Here is a 1,461-nt window from a genome sequence, read left to right as displayed (position 1 = left end):
CCGCCCATGCAACAGCGGCGAGATTCCCATCAAGATCCAACCCAGTTCGCAGAAGACCGTTTCCGCTACGCGTGGCAACGACTCAGTCTGCAGACCGAGCAACTCGAGTGGCGCCTGATAATTGTTGTTCTGGTTCAAAATGATTTGGGATAACGCGGCACGATCACCAGCAGCGCCGTCCAAGACTATTTCATCGACAAGAAAAGAAGGATGGCGTCGTCCATCGACAACCGATTGCCGAATCCTCCGCGCCACGTCGTTGAAAGAGTCATTCGGCTCAAGCCTGCACCGCAGCGGCAGCGTCGTGATCAAACACCCGACCAGATCCTTGTGGTCCTCCGCGTGACGATTCGCAATCGGATAAGACAGACAGAAATCGCGGCGCCCGGTATGGCGATGAAGCAGCGTCGCAACTGCTGCGGCAAAAATTGAGAAAACTGTGGTTTGCGTAGACTTCGCGCATTGCTGAACAGAGGCGGAGAGAAGGGCGTCGCCCCCGAGAGAAACCCAATCGCCGGGTCCAATGCCCCGACATTTGTCCGAACCCGAAACGGCCAGTGCGAGCGGCTCCAGGCCTCCAGCCAATTCATTACGCCAGTATTCGGCCTCTTTCTGACTCATCTGGCAGGAAGCCGGCCCCGGAAGCCCCTCCGCGTACTGATCATAACCAAGAGCGAGCGAAGGAAAATCTGGCTCGCAGTTTTCAACAAAGCCAGCGAACGCGCGCGCCAGATCGCGGAGCAGCACGCCTATCGAGCATCCATCCACGACCAAGTGATGCAGCGTCAACAAAAGAACATGAACATCCTTATCCAGCCTGGCAAGCGTCGCTCGAACCGGTGGTTCCCGGTCCAGGCAAAAAGGACGGACGGCCTCCTTCTTCTGCAGCCGAGTGCTCGCATCGTCCTTGTCTTGCTCATGCGAGAAATCCACGCAGGTCAATGGCCATTCCGGGAATTCGACTATGAACTGGACAACGCCGCCAGAGCCGTTCCGGAAACGGGTGCGCAATGCATCATGGCGCCATGCGAGCAGTTGCAGCGACCGACGTAAGACTCCGACATCGAGTTTGCCTGCCAACCTCCATGACAAAGGTATGCAATAACTGCCGGATTCAATGGCAATAGCATCAGCGGCCCAGATGCGCCGTTGAGCCGGCGACAACGGATGTAATTTCTGCACAGCCCACTCCTCCCTGACGCTCACGCCAACAAGTCACGAGACACAGCACACCGCCAAATATTCAATTTGGATATATATTTATCATTAAATATTTTTAATATCAAGCTCAATTGGATTTTATCGAGCATCCATTAAAATATCTTGAGACTGGGACGGAAGGCGTCGAGTCAATAGTTCGCCTAACGCCCCTTGCACTAAGAGCCGCTAACAAAACCTCCCGACGCAGGCAGTGCCAGTCGTATGACAAGGAGGCGCAACGCAGGATCAGGGGTTTTGTTA

General features: G+C 54.9%; 1 protein-coding gene. It reads right to left on the bottom strand.

Features of this window, described 5'->3' with window-relative positions; translation table 11 throughout:
• Positions 1-1,182: condensation domain-containing protein (locus VL52_RS24890; protein ID WP_160298984.1), on the bottom strand; the 1,182-nt coding region annotated here is incomplete at its 3' end.
• Between the last annotated feature and the right edge of the window lie 279 nt (positions 1,183-1,461).

The sequence above is a fragment of the Chromobacterium vaccinii genome (genome assembly GCF_000971335.1).
Classification (GTDB): Bacteria; Pseudomonadota; Gammaproteobacteria; order Burkholderiales; family Chromobacteriaceae; genus Chromobacterium; species Chromobacterium vaccinii.
Note: the sequence above shows the minus strand (reverse complement) of the source record. Positions and strands in the feature narration are given on the sequence as shown.